The 21,088-nt window shown below is 72.2% G+C and carries 1 protein-coding gene; it reads right to left on the minus strand.

Annotation, left to right across the window (positions count from 1 at the left end):
* Positions 1 to 23: 23 nt before the first annotated feature.
* Entirely contained in the window at positions 24 to 20,942 is a 20,919-nt protein-coding gene (locus WMF20_RS06945) for an amino acid adenylation domain-containing protein (protein WP_437611745.1), read from the minus strand.
* Between the last annotated feature and the right edge of the window lie 146 nt (positions 20,943 to 21,088).

Raw genomic sequence — 21,088 nt, forward strand, 5'->3', positions numbered from 1 at the left:
CGATCTCCAGAGCAGCGGTCTGGTCAGATGACGGTCTCCTCGACGTCGGTCTCACCCATCAGCGCGCCGAGGACGCGCGCGAACTCCTCCACGGTGCGCGCCTCGAACAGCGCCCGTAGCGGGAACTCGACGCCGAGGGCCGAGCGCAGCCGAGAGATCACCAGCACGGCGAGCAGGGAGTGCCCGCCGAGATCGAAGAAGTCGTCGCCGACGGAGACTCGCTCGACGCCCAGCACCTCGGCGAAGACGCCCGCCACGCGTTCTTCCAGCGGCGTGCGCGGGGCGACGAAGCCGCGCTCTTGCTCCAGGCCGGCGAGCGAGAGATCCGGGAGCGCCGCTCGGTCGATCTTGCCGTTCGGCGTGAGCGGCATTTCCTGCAGCCACGCGAACGCTGCAGGCACCATGTGCTCAGGCAGCGTCTCGAGGAGGTCGTTGCGCAGCGCGGTCGCCCCCGGCGCCGCGCCCTCCCGCGCCACGAGGTACGCCCAGAGGCGCTTGTCCCCGGCCACGCCATCACGCGCGATCACGGCTGCGTCTCGCACCCGGGGGTGCTGCCTCAACACCGCCTCGATCTCACCAGGATCGATGCGATACCCACGGATCTTCACCTGGTGATCGAGGCGACCGAGAAACTCGATGTTTCCGTCGGGCAAGTACCGGCCGCGATCGCCGGTCCGGTACATCCGCGGCGGGGTGGGCGCGGGCGGCTCGGCGGCCGCGGAGCGCTCCGCCGCACCGCAGAACAGGTCGGGGAGGAAGCGCCCTGCCGTCTCTTCGGGTCGATTGCGGTACCCGCGGGCCACGCCGCGGCCGGCGATGAACAGCTCCCCGGGCACGCCGATCGGGAGCGGCCTGAGCTCTGGATCGAGAAGATAGATCCGGGTGTTGGCCACGGGCCTCCCGATCGGCACGGTCCCCCCAGCGTCGCGCGCAGCCTCGCCGCCGCCGACGTCGAACGTGAGCGCGCCGATCGTGGTCTCGGTCGGGCCATAGTGGTTGATCCAGGGCACGTCGCTCAGCTGCCGCACGCGCCTCACCAGGCTCCACGGACATGCCTCGCCGCCCGTGATCAGGTACCTGCGCGGCAGGACGTGTTCGGGCGCCCTCGCCTCAAGGAGGGCGGTGAGGTGCGATGGCGTGATCTTGAGGACGTCGATGGGATGCTGGCGCGCGCGCGCGCTAAAGAGCTCCGGGTCCGTGCGTGTCTCCTGATCGAGCACGTGCAGGTATCCACCGGATATCAATGCGGGGAAGATGCTGGTGTTGCCGAGGTCGGTCGCGATCGTCGAGACGACGCCGAAACCGAGGCCGCGGCTCGCCCCACGATCGGAGCCGAGCTTCTCGCAGATGAAGCTCGCATAGTTGACCAGGCCTCCATGGAGGACCTCGACGCCCTTCGGCGCGCCCGTGGAGCCCGAGGTGTAGATGACGTACGCCAGATGCTCCGGGCGCGCCGTGGTGGCCAGGTTGTCCGCGCGCTCCTCGGCGATCGCGGGCCAGCCGGCGTCCAGGCAGACCACGCGCGCCGGACCGGCATGGAGCTGCGGTAACAACCGCTCCTGGGTGAGCAGCACCGGGGCCGCGGCATCCTGGAGCAGGGCGGCTATCCTCCGCGGCGGATAGCCCGGATCCACGGGGACGTAGGCGCCTCCGGCCTTGAGCACGCCCAGGATCGCGACGATCATGTCCAGCGACGGCGCGACGCAGAGGCCGACGAGCACCTCCGGGCCCACCCCGAGCGAGCGGAGATGGCGCGCGAGCTGGTTGGCTCGCCCGTTCAGCTCACGGTACGACAGCTGCCGATCGTCGCAGAGGACGGCCAGGGCGTCCGGCGTCCTCTCGACCTGCGCTTCGACGAGCTCGTGGATGCAACGGTCGTGGGGATATGCCGCCTCAGTGTTGTTCCACGCCGCGAGCACCCGACTCCGCTCCTCGTCGGGGAGGATCGGCAGCTCCCCGATCCGCCGCCCAGGATCGGCCACCACGGCCTCCAGGAGCGTACGGAAGCGCTCCGCCATCCGGGCGATGGTCGCGGCGTCAAACAGGTCCGTTGCGTACTCGATTTCCCCCTCGATCCTGCCGTCCGTCTCCTGGAGCCTGAGCGTGAGATCGTGCTTCGCCGTGGCGCTCTCCACCGGGATCGGGCAGAGCGCCACGTCGCCCAGCGAGCGCGCCAGAGGCGGCGTGTTCTGCAGCACGAGCATCACCTGAAAGAGCGGCGATCGGCTCATGTCCCTCGCCGGCGCGAGCTCCTCGACCAGCCTCTCGAATGGCAGATCCTGGTGAGCGTAAGCCCCGAACGTCACCTCCCGCACCCGCTCGAGCAGCTCGACGAACGTCGGGTTGCCCGAGAGATCGGTGCGCAGCGCCAGCGTGTTCACGAAGAACCCGATCAGCCCTTCGAGCTCGACCTGGTTGCGGCTCGCGATCGGCGTGCCCACGACGATATCATCCTGCCCCGCATGGCGGGACAGGAGCACCTGGAAGGCCGCCAGCAAGGTCATGAACAGCGTCACGCCCTGCCGCCGGCTCAGGGCGCGCAGGGCGGCGTACAGCTCGCCTGGCAGCGCGACCGGCGCCGTGGCGCCGCGGTGCGACGCTATGGCCTTGCGCGGCCGGTCCGTCGGCATTTCCAGCGCCGGCGGCGCCCCGGCGAGCTGCTGCTTCCAGTAGGCGAGCTGCGCCTCCAGCACCTCGCCGGACAGCCACCGTCGCTGCCAGAGGGCGTGATCCGCGACCTGGATGGGCAGCTCGGGCAAGGGGGAGGGCCGACCTGCCGAGAACGCTTCATAGAGGGCGGACAGCTCCCGTAGCAGGATGCCTGTCGACCATCCGTCAGAGATGATGTGGTGCATCGACCACAGGAGGACGTGTGCCCTCTCGGAGAGGCGTAGCAGCATGGCGCGCACGAGCGGCCCCTCCGCGAGCGAGAACGGCAGCCTCGCGTCGGCCTCTGCCCGCCGCCGCACCTCGGCCTCCTGAGCCGGCGCCGGGATCTCCCCGAGGTCGACCACGGGCAGCGTCAGCGACGGCTCGGGGGCGATGGCCTGGCGCGCTCTACCGTCGTTGACGGGGAAGCTCGTCCGGAGCGCCTCGTGGCGCCGCACGATCTCTCGCAAGCTTCGCTCCAGGGCCTGTGCGTCGAGCGGCCCATCGAGGCGCAGGGCCGCTGGAATGATGTACGTTGGGTTGTTCGGCTCCAGCTGATCGAGGAACCAGAGCCGCTGCTGCGCGAACGACAGCGGCAGCTCGCCGTCGCGGCGTCCCTGCTCGATCGGCGGCCCCAGCGGCGCGCCGCTGCGCCGGGCGGACTCGACCCGCTCGCAGAGACCCGATACGGTGGGTGTCTCGAACAGCGCGCGCAGCGGCAGCTCCACCGCGAAGCTGGCGCGGAGCCGCGAGAGCAGCTGCGTCGCGGAGAGAGAGTGCCCGCCCAGCTCGAAGAAGCTGTCGAGGACGCTTACCCGATCTCGGCCCAGCACATCGGCGAACAGGCCGGCCAGGAGCTCCTCCGATGGGGTGCGCGGAGCGACGAAATCACCCTCCTCCGGCCGCGTCCGGGAGGGGGCGGGGAGGGCGTTCCGATCGACCTTGCCGCTCGGGGTCAGCGGCAGCGCCTCGATCCACGCGAACGCGGACGGGACCATCGGCTCCGGGAGCAGCCGGCGCAGGTGGTCGCGCAGCATGGCGATCGACGTCGCCTCGCCCTCGCGCGCGACCACGTACGCGACCAAGCGCCTGTCCCCGCCATCGTCGTGCCGCGCCATCGCCACCGCGTCGCGCACCGCGGGATGTTGCCGCAAGGCCGCCTCGATCTCACCCAGCTCGATCCGGTATCCGCGCAGCTTGATCTGATGATCGAGCCTCCCCGAGAGCTCGAGCTCTCCCGTCGGCCGGAAGCGCGCGACGTCGCCCGTCCGGTACATGCGGGCGCCCGGAGTGGGGGAGAACGGATCGCGGACAAACCGCTCGGCCGAGAGCTCGGGCCGGCCGAGGTAACCGCGCGATAGCCCCGCGCCGCCGACGTACAGCTCGCCGTACACGCCGACAGGCACAGGCTCGAGCCGCGCGTCGAGCACATAGACCCGGGTGTTGGCGATCGGGCGGCCGATGCTGGGTGGCAGACGTGAGCCGCGGCCCACGAGGGAGATGGTCGCGTACGTGGTGGCCTCGGTGGGGCCGTAGAGGTTGTACAGCCGCTCGACGGTCGGCACCGCGTGGACGCGCTGCGCGAGCGCGCTGTCCAGCGTCTCCCCTGCAAGGTTGACCGTGCGCGCCGAAGGCGGCAGGGCGCCCATGCGCAGCAGCTCGGCCATCGCAGAAGGGACGGTGTTGATCAACGTGACCGCGTCGCGCCCGGGGAGAGACGGCAGCTCCATGGCGTCCCTCGCGACGATGACCGTGCCGCCGGCGCTTAGCGCGCCAAACACCTCGAAGATCGACAGATCGAAGCAGAGCGAGGTCGAGGCGAGCACACCGGCGAGCTCGTCCGGCGAGAAGACCTGCTGGACCCAGTGGAGAAACGCCACCGCGCTCCGGTGCTCGATGGCGACGCCCTTGGGACGTCCCGTGGAGCCCGACGTGTAGATGACGTACGCGAGGTCGGAAGGCGCCACGTGGCAGCGCGGGTTCTCGGCGCTCTCGCGGCCCCCCTGCGCCTGCGCCGCCTCGAGCAGGACCCGGGAGCACGAGGGCGCGGGCAGCGCGCCGTGGAGCCGCTCGTCCGTGATGAGCACGGTGGCCCCGCTGTCCTCGAGCATGAAGGCGAGCCGCTCCTGCGGGTATGCCGGGTCGAGAGGCACATAGGCGCCGCCCGCCTTCAGGATGCCGAGCAGCCCGATCACCATCTCGAGCGACCGCTCGACGCAGATCCCCACGCGAACCTCCGCCCCGACACCGAGCGACCGCAGGTGATGCGCGAGCCGGTTGGCACGCTGGTTCAGCTCGCGGTACGAGAGCGCTCGTTGTCCGGACACCACCGCGGCGGCGTCCGGCCGCTCCTCCGCTCGAGCCTCGAAGAGCTCGTGGATGCACGTGTCCTCGGGGTAGCTCACCCGGGTGTCGTTCCACTCCGAGACCAGCTGATGCCGCTCCGCTGCGGTGATGAGTGGCAGATCCGAGATGCTCCGCTCGGGCGAGAGGCTGATGCCTTCCAGCAACGTCTGGAAGTGCCGTGCCATCCGCGCCGCGGTCGCCGCGTCGAAGAGGTCCGTGGCATACTCCAGCTCTCCCCGGATTACGCCCTCGCTCTCCTGGAGCGACAGCGTGAGGTCGAACTTCGCTGTCGCGCTCTCCACCCAGAGAGGGGTCAGGCTCACATCGCCGAGGGACGCCGCCGGTGGAGGCGTGTTCTCGAAGGCGAACATCACCTGGAACAGCGGTGAGCGGCTGAGATCCCGCACCGGGGCGAGCTCCTCGACCAGCTTCTCGAACGGCACCGCCTGGTGAGCATACGCGTCCAGTGTCACCTCGCGCACCCGGCGGAGCAGCTCGACGAACGTCGGCTCTCCCGAGAGGTCGCTGCGCAGCACCAGCGTGTTGGCGAACAGGCCGATCAGCCCCTCGGTCTCCCCCTGGGTGCGACCCGCAACCGGGGTGCCCACGACGATGTCGTCCTGCCCCGCGTAGCGCGACAGGAGCACCTCGAACGTCGCGAGCAAGGTCATGAACAGCGTCACGCCCTGCCGCCGGGAGAGGTCCCGGAGGGCTGCGCAGAGCTCGCTGGGCAGCTCCACCGGCAGGGACGCACCCCGGTGCGATTGCACGGCTGGACGCGGTCGATCGGTGGGGAGCTCCAGCACGGGCAGCGCGCGGCCGAGCTGCCGCGTCCAGTACGCGAGCTGTGCTTCGAGCACCTCGCCCGAGAGCCATCGACGCTGCCAGAGGGCGTGATCCGCGACCTGGATGGGCAGCTCGGGCAGCGGCGACGGCCGCCCGGCCGAGAACGCGCTGTAGAGCGTGGAGAGCTCGCGGACGAAGACGCCCATCGACCAGCCGTCGCAGAGGATGTGGTGCATCGTCCACAGGAGGACGTGAGCCGTGTCGGAGATCCGCAGCAGCGCAGCCCGGAAGAGCGGCACCTCGCCGAGAGAGAACGGATGCGCGGCTTCGTCCTGCGCCCGTCTCCGGATCTCGGCGTCCTGGGCCGACGTCGGCAGCGCCCCGAGGTCGATGACGGGCAGCGCGAAGCCGACCTCGCTCTCGATGACCTGGCGTGCCTTCCCGGAGGCAGAGGAGAACCTGGTCCGGAGAACCTCATGGCGCCGTACAATCTCGCAGAGGCTCCGCTCCAGCACGGCGACGTCGAGCCACCCCGTGAGGCGCACCGCCGCCGGGAGGTTGTACAAGGGGCTGTTCGGCTCCAGCTGATCCAAGAACCAGAGCCGCTGCTGCGCGAAGGACAGCGGCAGCTCGCCCTCGCGCCCGGCGCGCTCGATCGGCGGCGGAGCCGGCACGCCGCGGCGCTGGGCGGCCTCGATGTGCCCGCGGAGCTCGGCTACCGTGGGCCCCGCGAGCAGCGCCCGCAACGAGAGCTCCACCCCGAACGCGGAGCGGAGCCGCGAAGCCACCTGCATCGCAGACAGCGAATGTCCGCCGAGCGCGAAGAAGCTGTCGCTGCTCCCCACGCGCGCGTGGCCCAGCACCTCCGCCCAGATATCCGCGATCAGCTGCTCGGCCTGCGTGCGGGGCGCGACGAAGCCTCCGTCCTGCGCCGTGGAGGGAGCCGGCAGCGCGCCACGATCGACCTTGCCGCTCGGGCCGAGCGGCATCGCGGCGAGCCACACGAACGCGGTCGGGAGCATGGGCTCAGGGAGCGTCTCGCGCAGGTGCGCCAGCAGCTCGGTCGCGGCTGGCACCGCGTCCTCGCGCGCGACCAGGTACGCAACCAGGCGCTTTTCCCCGGCCACGTCCTCGTGCGCCACGACCGCCGCCGCCCGCACCGCGGGGTGCCGCCCCAGCGCGACCTCGATCTCCCCGAGCTCGACCCGGTGGCCCCGGATCTTCACTTGATGATCCGCGCGGCCCAGAAACTCGATCAGCCCGCCCGGCCGATAACGGCAGAGATCCCCGGTGCGGTACAGCCGCGCCCCGGGCTCGCTGCTGAACGGGTCCGGGACGAACCTCGCCGTCGTGAGCGCGTCGTCGTGGAGATAGCCCCGCGCCAGCCCGTCGCCCGCCGTGCAGAGCTCCCCGGCGGCGCCGACAGGGACGGGCTGGAGCCTGGCGTCGAGCAGGTACACGCGTGTGTTGTCGATGGGGCGGCCGATCGGGACCGAGGCGCCGACGAGCGCACGGGCCTCGGCGGGCCAGCAGCAGGTGAACGTGGTGTTCTCCGTGGGCCCGTACCCGTTGATCAGACGGCAGCCGGGCAGCCCCGCGAGCGCGCGCCGGACATGGAGCGCCGACAACGCGTCGCCGCCGGCCAGGAGGTTCTTGAGCCCGCGCAGATCGTCGAGGCGCTCCTCGACCATGCGGTGGAACAACGGCGCGGTGAGCCACAACGTCGTCACGCGGTGGTGCGCCAGCGTCCGCCCGAGCTCGGCGAGATCGACCGGTCCGGGAGGCGCGATGGCCACGCGCGCGCCATTCAAGAGGCCGGCCCATATCTCGAAGGTCGACGCGTCGAAGGAGATCGGCGCGAACTGCAGCACGACATCGCTCGGGGTGATTCGGATGTAGCTGGTGGCGCACGCGAGCCGCACCACGGCGCGATGCGGGACGCAGACGCCCTTGGGCCGACCGGTCGAGCCAGACGTGTACATCACGTAGGCGAGGCGCTCGCCGCCCTGACGGCCCCCGAGGTCCTCCGCGCTCTCGCGGGAGATGACGCCTCCGCAGGCGTCCAGGCAAACCACAGCGGCCGCGGACCGCGGCAACGCGCCGGCCACCGACGTCTGCGTCAGCACCACCGGGAGCGCCGCGTCCGACATCATGAACGCCAGCCGCTCCCTGGGATACGTCGGATCGAGAGGGACATAGGCCCCACCCGCCTTCAGGATGCCGAGGAGACCGACCAGCATCTCCAACGACCGCTCGACGCAGAGACCGACCATCACCTCGGGCCCCACCCCCAGCGTGCGCAGGTGACGCGCGAGCTGGTTCGCGCGGCGGTTCAGCTCCCTGTACGAGAGCTGCTGCTCTCCGTGCTCCGCCGCGATGGCGTCCGGCGTCCTCTCGGCCTCCGCCTCGAAGGCCTCGTGAACGGCCAGCTCGCGCGGGTAGGCGGTGCTCGTGTCGTTCCACGCCACGAGCAGCTCGCGCCGCTCTTCCGCGGTCAGGAGCGAGAGCTCGCCGACCCGCCTCCTGGGCGCCTCTGCCGTCGAGCGCGCCAGATCGCCCTCGATCTCTCCGAGGAGGTTGCGGAAGTACGCCGCATAGCGCTCCACTGTCTCCCGCCTCCAGAGCGCCGTGGAGTACTCGAATCGAAGGCGGAGCACGCCGCGCGTCTCGGCGATGTCCAGGTAGAGATCGAACGGGGCCTCCTCGCTCGGCCTCCTGAGCTCGTTGATCTCGAGCCCGGGGAGCCGGATCCCCCGCTCGTCCGCCCGCTCGTAGGAGAACATGGCGTCGAAGAGCGGGTTGCGGCTCGGATCGCCGCCCGCCTTCATGCGCTGGACGAGGGTCTCGAAGGGGACGTCCTGGTGCTCGTACGCCTCGAGGCAGCGCCGCTTCACCTGGTCGAGGAGCTCGACGAAGGTGGCGTCCTCGGAGATCGAGACCCGCAGCGGCAGCACGTTGGCGAACATCCCGACCGCCTCGTCGAAGCCGCCGCGCTGGCGGGCGTTGTGCGCCGTGCCGATGACGAGATCGCATTGCCCGGTCAAGCGCTGGAGGAGCGCGTGGTACGCCGCGAAGAGCAGCATGTAGAGCGACGTGCCGCGCTCCTGTGCCCGCCGCCGCAGCGGCTGCGCGGGGTGTTCGAGGCAGACCTCGGCGCCCTCGAAGCGGCGCACCGGCGGCCTCGGAAAGTCGGTGCAGAGCGCGAGCCTCGGCAGCTCGCCGGACAGGCGCTCTTCCCAGTACCTGAGCTGCGCAGCCGATGCCTCGCTGCGCAGAAACTCTTGCTCCCAGACCGCGTGCTCGTGGCACTGCCTCGGCGCAGCCGTGAGCGCAGCGCCGCGGTACAGCAAGGCGAACTCCTGCAGCAGGATCACGTCCGAGAGGCCGTCCACGAGCAGGTGGTGCAGCACGAGCGCCAGGATCCGCCGGTTCTCGCCGACCTCGAGCAGCCCTACCCGGAAGAGCGGCGGGCGGGAGAGCGCGAACGGCCGGTTGAGCTGCCGGAGCCATGCGTCGATATCGCTGCCCTGCTCTCGTGTGACGTCGAGCTCGACAGAGGGGTAGACGCATTGAACGAGCTGGCCGCCCTCGCGCAGATCGAACCCGGTGCGCAGGCTCTCATGCCGCTGCATCAGCGTCCGGAAGCACGCCACGACGCGCGCTTCGTCCAGGGCGCCGACGATCTCCTGGGCGCCGATGACATGATAGGCGCGCTCGCCGGCCTCCGTCTGGCTGAGCACGTAGACCCGCCGCTGGGCAGAGGACATGGGGTAGACCGCGGGACCGGCCGCCGTCGCCGCGCTGTCATTGCCGGGCTGTTCTGGCGGCACGGACGCGGGCGCGGGCGCGAACCCGGCCGCCATCATCTCGTCGATCGACTGCTTCACGGCAGCGACGAGCCGGCGGATGTCCTCCTCGGAGTGGGCCGTGGAGAGGAAGCAGTTCCTGCCTTCCCAGACGTAGATCCCTTTGCAGAGGAGCCGGTAGAAGAGGAGCTCCCAGTCCCCCTTGAGCTGGAAGCGGAACACCGAGCCGAAATGCACGAGGCGCACCGGGGCGCCCGCGCGCTCGCAGTGGTCGTTGAGCTCTGCCACGAGCTCCGCCGTCTTCCGGGTGAGCCGCTCCTGCAGACCGTCGCCCTCGCGCTTCAGGTGCAGCAGCACCTGGCGCGCCGCCGCCATCGCCGCCGGGTGGTGGCAGAACGTCCCCGCGACGAAGGTGTTCCGCACCCGTGGATAAGAATCGTCGCCGAACCGCCACAGACCACCGTCGACCGCATCCATGAAGCGTCGTGTCCCGGCCACGACGCCGATGGGCATCCCGCCGCCGATGACCTTGCCGTAGGTGACGAGGTCGGCGCGAACTCCGAAGTGCGCCTGAGCTCCGCCGCGCCCGATCCGGAACCCGTTGATCATCTCGTCGAAGATGAGGGCCGCGCCCGACTCCGTCGTGATCCGCCGCAGCTCGTGCAAGAAGCTCCGAGGCTGCAAGTCGAGGCGCCGGCTCTGCACCGGCTCTACCAGCACGGCGGCCAGCTCGTCCCCGCACCGACGGATCGCCTCGAGCGCGTCGGGCGCGCCGTAGTCGAGCACCATGACGTCGCTGACCATGGCGTCGGTCGTTCCGGGCGCCATCGGCACCGCGCCCGAGCTCGGGCCGTCGAGGCCGGGCATCGCGAGGACGCCGTCGAAGCTGCCGTGGAACGAGCCTCCGAAGAGCGCCACCTTCGAACGGCCGGTGATGGAGCGCGCCAGGCGGAGCGCCACCATCACCGCTTCCGTCCCTGAATTGTAGAAGGCGACCCGCTCGACCCCGGTCGCCTCGATGATGAGCTTCGCCACCTGGCTCGGCAGCTCCGTCATGGGCCCGATGGGCGCGCCGCGGCGGAGCTCTTCGATGACCGCCTCGACGACGAACGCGGGGGCGTGCCCCAGGAGGTACACGCCGAACCCCATGGTCACGTCGAGGTACTCGTTGCCGTCGACGTCCCATATCCTGCTCCCCTCGGCCCGGACCGCATGAATCGGGTAGATCATCTCCTTCCAGGACGACCGGAACCCGGCCACGGCGCGGTTGTTGGCGAGCGCGGCGCGGTGCTCCTCGGTGAGGTGCTTCGAGCCCTGGGTGCGCGCCGTGAGCTCGCGGACAAGCGCCTCCACGAACGCGGTCTTCTTCGCGTCCCTCTCGGGCTCGCGCGCCGTCTGGATCGGGCGGTAGGGGACGAAGGTCGCCGGATCGCCCTCTCGTCGGGGCGCGGCGGCGGCCGGGCGCGGCGCCTGCTCCTCCCGGGTCGGGCGCGGGGCAAGGCGCGCCGGAGCGTCGCCGGACGAAGGCGGCGGGGGCAGCAGACAGGCCGCGCCCGCGGGAGCGCCGACGCCGGCGCCGTCGTGGGCCTGCCGCAGGAGCGCGAGCTGCTCCAGGACGATCCGCTCCACGGCCCCGCTCGCCTCGGCCCCCTGGCGCTGCGGCCGGAGCAGGGCGAGCTGCTCCAGGACGATCCGCTCCACGGCGCTCCCCGCCTCGTCTCCGGTCCCGAGCGTGCTCGGCGCGACCGGCTCCTGCGGTGGGAGGGGTGAGCAGGGTTGCGCGCGGCCCGCGCTGCTCGGCGGGGGCGGCGGGCGCCGATCCTCGACCACCGCGGCCGGCTCGGGCGGCAGCGTCCTGTCGATCAGCGACGCGATGCGCTCCAGGTTCGCGGCCTCCTCGTAAAACGCGCTGAGCGGGATCGTCACCTGGAAACGCTGCTCGATCACCTTCCTGAAGCGGAACAATCCGAGCGAGTCCAGGCCCATCTCGAGCACGCTGCGATCCGTCTGCACCTCCGCCGCGGGCAGCGCGAAGAATCCGGCGAAGAGCTCGCGGATCTCCTCGAGGAGCCTCGTGCCCCGCTCCGGCGCGCCCGGCAGGGTTGCGCCTCCGTCCGGCGCGGGGCACGACGCAGCCTCCGCGAGCTCGGGCGCCGGAGCTGCCCCGTCCGCAGCATGGCGCGGCGCGGGCGGCGGCCCGCTCTCCTGCGCCGCCGCGGAGATCCAGAACCGCGACCGGCGGAACGGGTAGGTTGGCGCGTCGACGCGTCGGCGCAGATACGGCAGGTCGAAGCCGTCCCAGTCTACGCGGACGCCGCTCCTGTACAGATGGCAAAGGCTCTTCACGATCGTCGGCCAGTCGCCTTGCCCGGGGCAGAGCGAAGGCAGCCACGCCGCTCTGGCGTCCGGCGAGCACGCCTCTCCGAGCCCCAGCAGCGTCGGTCGCGGGCCGATCTCGAGGAAGAGCTCGATCCCCTCGGCGTGCAGCGCCGCGATCCCATCGGCGAACCGCACCGGCTCGCGCGCGTGGCGCCTCCAGTACGAGGCGGTCATGAGCTCGCGTGTGACCAGGCCGCCGGTCACGTTGGAGACGAGCGCGACCTGCGGACACGCGAGCGCCGCGCTCGCGGCTGCCTGCTCGAGGTCGGCGAGCATCGGCTCGACCAGGGGCGAATGGAAGGCGTGCGCCACGGGGAGCCGCTTCGTCTCGATTCCTGCCGCGCACAGCGCCTCGCACGCAGCCCGCACCGCCTCGTCGGCGCCCGAGATCACGACGTGCTCGGGTCCGTTCAACGCCGCGATCGACACGGCGTCGGCCTGGGCCTCGATCGCCGCGGCCACGCGGGCCGCGCTCGCGCGGACGGAGGCCATCGCTCCGCCCTCGGGCAGCGCCTGCATCCGCTGCCCCCGCACGTCCATCAGCCGGAGCCCGTCCTCCACCGAGAACACGCCTGCGACGCAGGCCGCCGCGTACTCGCCCACGCTGTGGCCGAGCACGGCGTCCGGCGTCACGCCCCACGAGCGCCAGAGCTCCGCGAGGGCGTACTCCACCGCGAACAAGGCGGGCTGAGCCCAGGCGGTCTCGTGCAGGAGGTCGGGTTCCCCCTTCTTCGGGTACAGCACCGAGAGGAGCGACCGCTCGCGCAGCGGCCTGAGCAACGCGTCGCAGCGGTCCAGCGCCTCGCGAAAGACCGGCTGGGTCTCGTAGAGCTCCCGGCCCATGCCCGCGTGCTGCGAGCCCTGCCCGGTGAACAGGAAAGCCACCTTCGGCCGCCGCGACGGCTCGCCGTCCTGCAGCTGGGCCGGCGCAGCCGTGGCGAGCACGGCGCCAGCGGCTTTCAGGGCAGCCACCATCTGCTCCGGTGTCTCCGCCGCCGCCGCCCAGCGATGGGCGAAGCCGCTGCGGCCGGTGTTGGCCGTGTAGCAAAGGTCTGCGAGCGACTGCTCCGGATGGCTCACGAGGTGCTCGGCGTAGCGCTCGACCTGCTCCCGCAGCGCCTCGGGAGCCTTGGACGACAGCGCGAGGACGTGCAGCGGGCGCCGGGGCGCCTCCTCCTGCCGCGGCTCGAGATCCGGCGCTGCCTCCAGCACGACGTGGGCGTTGGTCCCGCCGAACCCGAACGAGCTCACGCCGGCGATCCGGGCCGCTCCGTTCGCCGCCCAGGGGACGCTCGCGGTCGCCACCCTCACCGGCAGCGTCTCCCAGGGGACGTGAGGGTTCGGGCTTGTGAAGTGCAACGACCTCGGGATGCGTCGATGCTGGAGCGCGAGCGCCGTCTTGATCAGCGCCGCGACCCCCGCCGCCGCCTCGGTGTGGCCCAGGTTCGTCTTCACCGAGCCGAGGACCACGGGCTCGTCTCCCGCGCGTCCTTCGCCCAGCACCTTCGCCAGCGCCTGCACCTCGATCGGGTCGCCGAGCGGCGTCCCTGTCCCGTGCGCCTCCACGTACCCGACGGCCGCTGGCGGGACGCCTGCCTGCGTGAGGGCTCGCCGGATCACCGCCTCCTGCGAGGGCCCGCTCGGCGCCGTCAGCCCGTTGCTGCGGCCGTCCTGGTTGACGGCCGATCCGCGGATCACGGCCGCGATCGGATCGCCGTCTCGCCTCGCGTCGGATAGCCGCTTGAGGACCACGACGCCGCACCCCTCGCTGCGCACGAAGCCGTCCGCGTCGGCCGAGAAGGCGCGACAGCGGCCGGTCGGCGACAGCGCCCGCATCTTGCTGAAGCAGATCGCACCCCTGGGCGTCAGGATCAGGTTGACCCCGCCGGCCAACGCCAGCGAGCACTCGCCGGCGCGCAACGCCTGACACGCCAGGTGAACAGCCACGAGCGACGACGAGCACGCCGTGTTGACCGGCATGTTGGGGCCCTTGAGCCCGAGCCAGTACGAGAGGCGACCCACGCCGGTGCTGTGCGCGGTCCCCAGGAACACGTGCGGATCGACCGCCTCAGCGCGTCCGTCCGCGAACGACGGGTACTCGCTGCTGCATATCCCCATGTAGACGCCGGTGTCGCTGCCCGCGAGCCGCTCCAGCGTCTGCCCCGCGCGCTCCAGCGCTTCCCAGCTTACTTCCAGGAGCAGACGCAGCTGCGGGTCCAGGCTCGCCGCTTCCCACGGCGGGACATCGAAGAAGCCCGGATCGAACTCGTCCACCGCGGAGAGGAAACCTCCCCAGCGGGAGATCGTCTTGCCCGCCGCGTCGGGGTCGGGGTCGTAGAACGCGTCGATGTCCCAGCGGTCCTTCGGCACCTCCTCGACCGCATCCACCCCCTCGTCCAGCAGCCGCCAGAAGCTCTCCGGATCCCGCGCGCCGCCCGGGAAACGACAGCCGATGCCCACGATCGCTATCGGTTCCTCGAGCGCCGCGGGCGCGCTCGGCTGCGCCGGCTTCGCGCTCTCGCGGTCGGGCGACAACAGATCGAGCAGGTAGCGCGTCATGGACTCGACGGTGGGGTGATCGAACGCCAGCGTCGCAGGCAACCGCTCGCGCAGCCGCGCTGCGAGCGCGTTGCGCAGCTCCACCGCCATCAGTGAGTCGAGGCCCAGCTCCTTGAACGGGCGGCCGGTGCGCACGTCAGCCGCGGAGCCGAGCGCCAGCACCTTCGCCACCTCGGCGCGAACCGCCGCCTCGACCTCCGCCGCCCGCGCCGCCGGCGCGAGCGCGCCGAGCTGCTCGACCCACCCGCCGGCGGCGCGCGCCTGCGCACGTCCCCCGTGCGGCGCCACGAGCGCTCGCCACAGCGGCGGCACGGGGCCCGAGGAGAGCTCCTGCCGCAGCGCGAGGGCGTCGAGCAGCAACGCGCAGAGCTCGGGCTCGGGCCGCGCCAGCGCTTGCCCGAGCAGCGCGAGGGCCTGCTCCGGCGCGAGCCCCCTGATCCCCCGGCGCGCGAGGCGGGCTTGCTTCAGCGGATCCATCCCCGCGGCCATGCCCGTACCCGACCAGGGGCCCCAGTTCAGGCTGTGCGCCGGCAGCCCCTCGGCGCGCCGTGCGTGCGCCAGCATGTCCAGGAACGCATTGGCGGCGGCGTAGCTGCTCTGCCCAGGCGGGCCGAGCAACGACGCGGCCGAGGAGAAGAGCACGAAGAAGGCGAGCGGCGCGTGGCGCGTCTGCTCGTGCAGGTTCCACGCCCCGCGCACCTTGGGCGAGAGCGCGGCGGCGAACCGCTCCGCGTTCTGCTGAGACAGCACCCCGTCGTCCAGCACACCCGCGGCGTGGATCACGCCGCGGAGGGGCAGCTCTTCCGGGATCGCGTCGAGGAGCGCCTTCACCTGGGCAGCGTCCGCCACGTCGGCTTGCGCCACCGTCACGCGAGCCCCCGCCGCCCGCAGCTCCTCCACCGCGGCCAGGCGATCGCCCTCCGGCGCGCGCCGTCCCGCCAGGACGAGGTGCTGGACGTGGTGCTCCTCCCAGAGCCACCGCGCCACGTGCAGCCCCAGGGCACCGAGCCCGCCGGTGATCAGCACGGTGCTGCTGGCAGGGACCGCCGGCGCCGGCGCGACGGGGGCCGGCAAGAGCGCGACCTTGCCGGTGTGCCTGGCCTGCGCCATCCACCGGAACGCGGATTCGGCGTCGGTCGTCGCAAACGAGCGCACCGGCAGCGGCCGCAGGTGTCCTGAAGCGAGGCCGCCGGCGATGTCCCGGAGCATCTGCTGGATGTGATCCGGCCCGACGTCGCAGACGTCGAGGACCCGGTAGCTGATCCCCGGATAGGCTGCCGTCATGGCCGCCGCCGATCGCACGTCGGTCCTGCCCAGCTCGAGGAAGCGACCGTTCGGCGACAGCAGCGCGGCGCTCGCGTCGACGAACGCGCCGCTCAGGGAGTTGAGCACCACGTCCACCCCTGCGCCCTGCGTCGCAGCGCGGCAGTCGTCGACGAACTCCAGCGTGCGCGAGCTGGCCACGTGGCGCACGCCCATCCCCCGGACCGCCGCCCACTTGGGGGGGCTCGCCGTGGCGAGCACCTCGGCGCCAAGCCACTGCGCGATCTGCACCGCGGCCATCCCGACGCCCCCGGCGGCGGCGTGGATCAGCACCCGCTCGCCGGGCTGGAGCCGGGCCACCTCGCGCAGCGCGTACAGCGCTGTCACGAACGCGACAGGCACGGTCGCCGCCTGCGCTGCCGAGAGCCCTGCCGGCTGCCGGATCGCGAGGCGCGCATCCACGGTGACGAACCGGCTGAAGGCGCCCGGCGCAAGCGCGAGCACCGCGTCGCCCGGAGCGAGGTCCTCCACACCCTCGCCCGCGGCGGTGACGGTGCCCGCGCACTCGCTGCCGAGCGGCCCGGCCTCGCCTGGGTACATCCCCAGGGCGCTCAGGACGTCGCGGAAGTTGAGCCCCGAGGCGGTCACCTCGATCTCGATCTCGCCCGCCGCCGGCGCCCGGCGATCCGCCGCGACCACGCGCAGCTGTTCCAGCAGACCTCTTTGCGCGATCTCCACCCTGTACGACGCCGCGTCGGGGACCGCGAGCGCCGCCGCGGCAGGCGCTTCGACCAGCCGCGCCGCGAGGCGCTTCCCCGACCGCCATGCCACCTGGTTCTCCTCATCGGCCCGCGTGATCTCGGTCCACAGGGCCTCCACGGCGTCCTCTGCGCCCGGCTCCAGATCCAGGAGCGTGCAGCCGAGATCCGGGTGCTCCTGCATGACCACCCGGCCGAGCCCCCAGAGCGGCGCCAGCTGCGCCGCGACCTGCTCGCCCCGGCGCACCGCCTGCGCGCCTTCGGTCACCCACCACAGACGCGACAGCACCTTCGCGCCCTGCCGCGCGAGCGCCTGCGCCACGGCGAGCCCTGCGGCCGCGAGCGCTTCCGCGGCGTCCGCAGGCGAGCGTCCTGCCTCCGTCGCGGCCGACGTTCCCCAGAGGCACACGACGCCTTCCAGCGGCTGCCGTCCGGCTTCCGCCGCGGCGGCCACCGCCCGCCCCAGCGCCTCGCCGACGCGCGAGGCCGTGGCGCGGAGCTCTCCACCCCGAAGCGCGGCGTCCTGGTGCAGCGCCAAGGTCGTGCACTGCGCTCCCGCCGAGCGCAGGCGCGCCGCCACCGCGTCGCCGAGGGCCGAGCCCTCCGCCAGCAGGAGCCAGGCGCCCGAGGGCGTCTTGACGTCCGGCGCCGGCGCCGCTTCCCGCCAGGCCACCTGGTACAGCGACCGCGGGACCGGGCTCCGCGGCCGCCGCAGCGCGTTCTCGTCGGCGCGCTTGAGCCGGACTCCCCTGACATCGGCCAGCACCCCGCCGCGCTCGTCCAGCACGGTAACGTCGCCCGACAGCACCTCGGCTTCCGGCCCCGGCGCGCTCGTCCCTCGAGCGTAGACCCAGAACGCCGTCGCCCCGGGCTGCCATGCGGTGAACTCTCCGACCTCGACCGGCAGGTACACATGTCCCTTGGCCAGCAGGGGCATCGCGGCGCTCAGCGCCTGCAGCGCCGCGTCGAGGAGCGCCGGAGGCACGCCGCACGCCGTGTCCGCGAGCGCGCTGCCGCTGGCCCCCGCCGGCAGCCCGACGCGGGCGACGGCCTCGCCTTCTCCCTGCCACAGGGCCGTGATCCCCTGGAACGCAGGACCGTAGTCGAGCCCCAGGTCGCGCCACGCCGCGTAGAGCGCCGCGACGTCGACAGCCGCGCTGCAGCGCGCGCGGGCCTCGGCGAGATCCAGCGCCGGCGGCTCCGCGTCCGTGGGGAGCGGCTCCACATGCCCCCTCGCGTGGAGGGTCCACGCCTCGCCCGCCGGCGCGGAGGCGGCCTGGCTGTACACCCCCACGGCCGCGCTCCCGGCCGGCACGTCGGACATGACCACCTGCACCCGCAGCTCCCCTGAAGCCGGCAGCACGAGCGGCACGGTCAGCTCGAGCGCCTTCACCCGCGCTCGGCCCGACCCGGGCTGCCTCGTCGCGGCCGCGCGCGCGAGCTCGAGCATCACCGTCGCCGGTACGACCGGCTCGCCGAAGACGCGGTGATCGTCGAGCGAGGGCCCGAGCACCGCCTCGAACACGGCGCCCGCGCCCGCCACGGGCAGCTGCGCGCCGAGCAGCGGGTGCCCGGTGTCGACCGCGCCGCGCACCGCGGTCGACCCGCGCGCGACCTCGATCCAGAGCCGCTGCCGCTGCCAGGGGTACGTCGGCAGCCGCACGCACCGCCCTCCGTTCGGATAGAGCCGACTCCACTCCACCGGATAACCGCGGGTGTACAGGGCGCCCAGCGACTCGAGGAGGTTGCGCCGCTCCTCTTCTCCCCGGCGCAGCGACGGCAGCGCCGCCCCGGACTGCCCGCCGACATCCAGCCCCTCTTCCAGGGCCGGCAGCAGGATCGGGTGCGGGCTCACCTCCAGAAAGAGCGCGTGACCGTCCGCGATGAGCCGCTGAACGGCCTGAGAGAACCGCACCGGGCGCCGCAGGTTCTCGACCCAGTACTCCGGACCGAACCCCGCGCCCTCGCGCGCCCTGCCGGTCACGGTCGAGTAGATGGGCAGCGTGGCGGCGCCGGGCGCGAGCCCCGACAGCGCGTCGAGCAGCTCACTGCGAAGCGGATCCACCTGCGGGCTGTGCGAGGCGACGTCCACCTTGACCCGCTTGCAGAACACGTTCGCCTGCGAGAGCCGCGCGAGCACCTCGTCGAGCGCGCCGGGGTCTCCCGACAGGACGGAGGACCTCTCGCTGTTGCTGACGGCGACCGATAGCCGATCCTCGTAGCCCGAGAGCGCCTCCTCCGCTCGATCCAGCGACAGACCCACGAGCGCCATGGCGCCCTGGCCGCTGAGCCGGCGGAGCAGCCGACTCCGCCGGCAGACGATGCGCGCCCCGTCCTCGAGCGAGAGGACGCCGGCGACGTGCGCGGCGGCCACCTCGCCCATGCTGTGGCCCACCACCGCGTCGGGGTGCACTCCCCAGGAGCGCCACAGCGTCGAGAGCGCCACCTCCATCGCGAACAGCGCCGGCTGGACGACGTCGATGCGCTCGAGCCGCGATGCGGACGCGCCGGCGCGGAGCTCCTCGAGCAGCGAGAAGCCGGCCTCGCGCTGGATCGCATGATCGCACGCGTCCATGGCAGCGCGGAAGACCGGCTCCTCATCGAGCAACGCGCGCCCCATGCCGACCCACTGCGAGCCCTGGCCCGGGTAGACGAACACGAGCCTGGGCCGGGGGCCGGGCTCGGCCCGCCCCTGCGCCAGACAGGCGTGAGTCTCGTCGCGGAGGAACGCGTCGAGCGAGGCGCGCAGCGCCTCCAGGCTGCCCCCGACGAGCGCGAGGCGATGCTCATGATGGCTCCGCCTCACGCTCGCGGTGTAGGCGATATCCCCGATGCTCGCCGTGTCCTCGGCGGGCGCGCGGGCGAGGTGGCTCGCGTAGGCCTGGGCCAGCGCCTTGAGCGCCTCAGGGCTCTTCGCGGACAGCGGCAGGAGGACGGCGGACGCCTCGCCGGCGGGCGCCGCTGCGTATCGGGGCGCTTCCTCCAGCACCACATGAGCGTTGGTCCCGGTGATCCCGAACGAGCTCACCCCGGCGATACGCGGCGCCCCGCCGGCCTTCCAGGGCAGCTCCTCCACCGGGATGACCAGCGAGGTGGACTCGAGGGAGATCCTCGGATTGAGCGTGTCGAAATGGAGATTGCGAGGGATCGTCTCGTGTTTGAGCGCGAGCACGGCCTTGATCAGCCCCGCTACGCCCGCGGCTGCCTCGAGGTGGCCCACGTTCGTCTTCACGGCTCCCAGCGCGCAGGTCGATCCATCCGGTCGAGGCGCGCCCAAGACCGCCTTCAGCGCCTCGACCTCGATGGGATCTCCGAGGGAAGTCCCCGTGCCGTGGGTCTCGACGTAGCCCACCTGGGACGGCGAGACGCCGGCGCTCGCGAGCGCGGTCCGGAGCAGCGCCGCCTGCGAGAGCACGTTCGGCGCGGTCAGCCCCGAGGAGCGGCCATCCTGATTGACCGCTGAGCCCCGGATCAACGCCCACACCCGATCCCCGTCGCGCTGCGCATCCGAGAGCCGCTTGAGGACGACGATGCCGCAGCCCTCCGCGCGCACGTACCCGTTGGCCCTCGCGTCGAAGGTCTTGCAGCGGCCGTCCGGCGATATCGCCTGCATCTGCGCCAAGAGATGCATCCCGGTCGGGATGACGATGACATTGACCCCGCCCGCCAGGGCGAGCGCGCTCTCGCCGTTGCGCAGGCTCTGACAGGCCAGGTGAATGGCCACGAGCGATGAGGAGCAAGCGGTGTCGACGGAGAGGGACGGCCCCTCCAGCCCGAGCACGTAGGACAGGCGTCCCGCCGCCGCGCTGAGCATCGTGCCGGTGGCGGCATAAGCGTCCAGGTGAGCGGGCCCCGCGGAGAACAAGCGGTGTTGGTAATCCGCGCTCGATACGCCGAGCATCACGCCCGTCCGACTCCCGTTCAGTTGCTCGGGGAGATGACCGGCGTCCTCCAGCGCCTCGTAGGCCACCTCGAGCACGAGCCGTTGCTGCGGGTCCATGCTCGCCGCTTCGCGAGGCGCGATCCCGAAGAACGGCGCGTCCATCCCGTCGATCGCGGACGCGGGGAGGAGTCCGGCCCAGCGCGTCGACGGCTGATCCGGTGGCGTCGCGTCCGCCGGCCACCTGTCCGTGGGGATCTCCCCGATTTCGTCGGTGCCGTCCTTCAATGCCTGCCAGAACGACTCCAGATCGGCCGCGCCGCCGGGGAACCGGCAGCTCATCCCGACGACGGCGATCGGCTCCGTCCTCGCTTGCTCGGCTTCGAGAGCCTTGGATTCGAGCTCCTTGATCCTGACCGCCGCACGCCTCAAACGGACCAGGTAGTCCACGTCGACACTGCCCATCCCGCCCCCTCGCTCGCCCTCGATGCCCAGCTCGGTATTGCCTGCGTACAAGGTGCTCGCTTCTGGTGCGCGTAAGTGGTGCTGGCCTCGAGGCCGCGCAAGTGTCGCTCGCCGCGAAACCGGTGAGCCGCCCGCTCGACGCCCGGCCAGCGGGGCGCGAGCGTTCGTGCCCGCATGAGCCTTCCTTTCCGGCGAAA

The sequence above is a fragment of the Sorangium sp. So ce834 genome (assembly GCF_051521425.1).
In the GTDB taxonomy this organism is placed as follows: Bacteria; Myxococcota_A; Polyangia; order Polyangiales; family Polyangiaceae; genus Sorangium; species Sorangium cellulosum_D.